The 2,934-nt window shown below is 56.8% G+C and carries 4 protein-coding genes; all 4 read left to right on the top strand.

The window, feature by feature from the left end; all coding sequences use genetic code 11:
• The first annotated feature begins 103 nt into the window (after nucleotides 1–103).
• The 4 genes from tnpA (at nucleotide 104) to IFT47_RS27230 (ending at nucleotide 2,847) form a co-directional block, all read left to right on the top strand.
• Nucleotides 104–439: an IS66-like element accessory protein TnpA gene (gene tnpA / locus IFT47_RS27245; protein ID WP_197984266.1), complete on the top strand. Its 336-nt coding sequence runs from the start codon at nucleotides 104–106 to the stop codon at nucleotides 437–439.
• Nucleotides 436–771: an IS66 family insertion sequence element accessory protein TnpB gene (gene tnpB, locus IFT47_RS27840; RefSeq protein WP_192175172.1), complete on the top strand. Its 336-nt coding sequence runs from the start codon at nucleotides 436–438 to the stop codon at nucleotides 769–771. The genes tnpA and tnpB overlap by 4 nt, the downstream gene beginning before the upstream one ends.
• Nucleotides 772–832: 61 nt before the next feature.
• Nucleotides 833–2,434: an IS66 family transposase gene (tnpC, locus tag IFT47_RS27235; RefSeq protein WP_192176555.1), complete on the top strand. Its 1,602-nt coding sequence runs from the start codon at nucleotides 833–835 to the stop codon at nucleotides 2,432–2,434.
• Nucleotides 2,435–2,451: 17 nt separating this feature from the next.
• Complete coding sequence (locus tag IFT47_RS27230) at nucleotides 2,452–2,847, top strand: VOC family protein (RefSeq protein ID WP_192175170.1); 396 nt, start codon at nucleotides 2,452–2,454, stop codon at nucleotides 2,845–2,847.
• The last annotated feature ends 87 nt before the right edge of the window (nucleotides 2,848–2,934 follow it).

Here is a 2,934-nt window from a genome sequence, read left to right as displayed (position 1 = left end):
GTATCCGTCCGGCCAAGTCATCTACCCAGCCCCGCAAAGCCAGGACATGGTGTGCACTTAAATTTAAGTGGGCACCAGTTCTAGCCTTTTAAGCGGGTATTTCATGCAGCCACAACGCCGTTCCTACTCCAAGTCCTTCAAGGCCCAGGTCATTCAGGAGTGTGCGCAGCCCGGCGCTTCGATTGCCAGCATCGCCCTCAGCCATAGCCTCAACGCTAACCTCGTCCACAAATGGATTCGGGTGCAAGCGCAGAAAAACACAGCGCTGCAACCTGCATTTATCCCGTTACCCATACAACAACTGGCCGGAGCTAATTCGCAAGCAGCATCATCGAATATCTGCGTTGAGATCCAGCACCCACGCGGCACCGTTAAAGTGAACTGGCCAACCGAAAGTGCTGCTGCCTGCGCGACCTTTCTTCGAGACCTGCTGCGATGATCCGCATCGACTCCATCTGGCTCGCCACCGAGCCTATGGACATGCGCGCCGGTACCGAGACGGCGTTGGCCAGAGTGATCGCGGTGTTTGGTGCGGCGCAGCCGCACTGTGCTTATCTGTTCGCCAACCGCCGCGCCACTCGAATGAAAGTTCTGGTGCATGACGGATTCGGGATCTGGCTGGCTGCTCGCCGGTTGAATCAAGGCAAGTTCAACTGGCCAGGCATTCGCCATGGATCTGAAATGCAGTTAGATATCGAACAACTTCAAGCCCTGGTGTTGGGCCTGCCATGGCAACGCGCGGGCTCCAGCGGCGCGATCACACGGCTTTAACGTCTGCCATTAGCCTATCGGTCTATCGCCGCGAATTGCCTGGTCTGGCAAAATCGGCACCATGACTCTCCCCAATCTCGACCACCTAAATCCAGAACAACTGCGCGCTTTGGCGGCGCAGTTGATACAGCGTGTCGAGACGCTTGACCAGCAAGTCGAGACGATGGGCAGGACGGTCGAGACCATGGGCCAGAAGATCAACCGCGACCAAACGGTTATCGAAAAACTGACCCACGAAATCGCCCAACTCAAGCGTTTGAAGTTTGCCAAGCGCAGCGAGCAGTTGAATCCGCAGCAGGCCAGCTTGCTCGATGATCTGATCGATACCGATATCGCGGCGATTGAAGCAGAGCTTCAGGCCTTGCAAACAGTGCCTGCGGCAACCGAGAACAAGCACAAGCCCAAGCGCACTGCATTACCGGCTGAGTTTCCACGCACACTGATCCATCACGAACCGGACCACACTCACTGTCCATGCGGCTGCGCCCTCAAGCGCATCGGCGAGGACGTCAGCGAGAAGCTGGACTATACGCCCGGCGTATTTACCGTTGAACGCCATGTGCGTGGCAAATGGGTCTGCGATGACTGCGAAACGCTGATCCAGGCCCCCGTTCCGGCGCAGGTTATTGATAAGGGCATCCCAACCGCTGGGCTGCTGGCCCACGTCATGATTGCCAAGTTTGCTGACCACCTGCCGCTTTACCGTCAGGAATCGATTTTTGGTCGAGCGGGCCTGGCGATTCCACGCTCAACCTTGGCTCAATGGGTTGGCGTGACTGGGGTTCAGTTGCAGCCGCTGGTCGATGCGCTACGCGACGTGGTACTCGGGCAGCAGGTTATTCATGCCGATGAAACACCCGTGCAAATGCTCATGCCGGGAACGAAGAAGACTCACCGTTCCTATGTTTGGGCCTACGCCACCAGCCAGTTCTCGGATGTGGCAGCGGTGGTTTATGACTTCAGCCCTAGCCGTGCCGGTGAACATGCTCGCAACTTCCTGCAAGACTGGAAGGGCAAGCTGGTCTGTGATGATTTTGGCGGTTACAAAGCCAGTTTCGAACTCGGTGTGACCGAGGTCGGCTGCATGGCCCATGCTCGGCGCAAATTCTTCGAGCTGCACGCTACGAATAAAAGCACGCTTGCTGAGCAAGCCTTGCGCTATATCCAGTTGCTGTACGAAATCGAGAGCGAAGCCCGCGATCTGGAGCCGGATTTACGGCGCCGAATACGGCAAGAAAAAGCCGTCCCGGTAATGGACATGCTACATGCCTGGATGAGCGCCCAGCGCGATCTTGTGCCCGAAGGCTCAGCCATCAGCAAAGCACTCGATTACAGCCTGAAACGCTGGGCAGCGCTGTCGCGCTACCTCGATGACGGGGCTGTACCCATTGATAATAATTGGGCCGAGAACCAGATCCGACCATGGGCTCTTGGACGTAAGAACTGGCTCTTTGCAGGCTCGCTACGCAGCGGAAAACGGGCGGCGGCGATCATGAGTCTGATCCAGTCGGCGCGGCTGAATGGTCATGACCCGTACGCCTACTTGAAGGATGTTCTCACGCGCCTGCCGACGCAGCGGGCGAGTGAAATCGGTAACCTTTTGCCGCATCAATGGGTGCCGGCCTACCTTACACAAAGTAAGTTGGGTAGACGCATACCCTAATCCCATCGGAGCGCCTCATGTTCAGCCATGTCACAATCGGCACCAACGACCTCGCCAGCGCCACAAACTTCTATGGGTGGCTACTTGCACCGCTAGGCATCACGTTGCTTGCCCTCAAGCACAATCCTGAACGCGCTCTATTCACCCAAAGTATGACTGACTCAGGTACGGCGTTCTGCATCTACAGCCCTCTAAATGGCGAACACGCAACACCAGGTAACGGGTCGATGGTTGCGTTCGAAGCCCAAACGCGGGCGCAGGTTGATGATTTCTACGCGATCGCTATGGCTAACGGGGCATCAGACGAAGGCGCACCAGGGCTGCGTCCTCAGTACTCTCTGGATTATTACGGTGCTTACATCAGAGACCCCGACGGCAACAAGATATGTTGCGTATGTCACAGCGCTGACTGACTGAACCTTCGACTTCTGCGCTGATGAAGTTTCCGACTCAGCGGGCTCTTACCTGAGTCACGCAAGGTGACTTGGGCAGACGCTTAC

This window comes from Pseudomonas sp. CFBP 13711 (genome assembly GCF_014842265.1).
In the GTDB taxonomy this organism is placed as follows: Bacteria; Pseudomonadota; Gammaproteobacteria; order Pseudomonadales; family Pseudomonadaceae; genus Aquipseudomonas.
The sequence above is the reverse complement of the archived record's forward strand: the minus strand, read 5'-3'. Positions and strand labels throughout refer to the sequence as shown.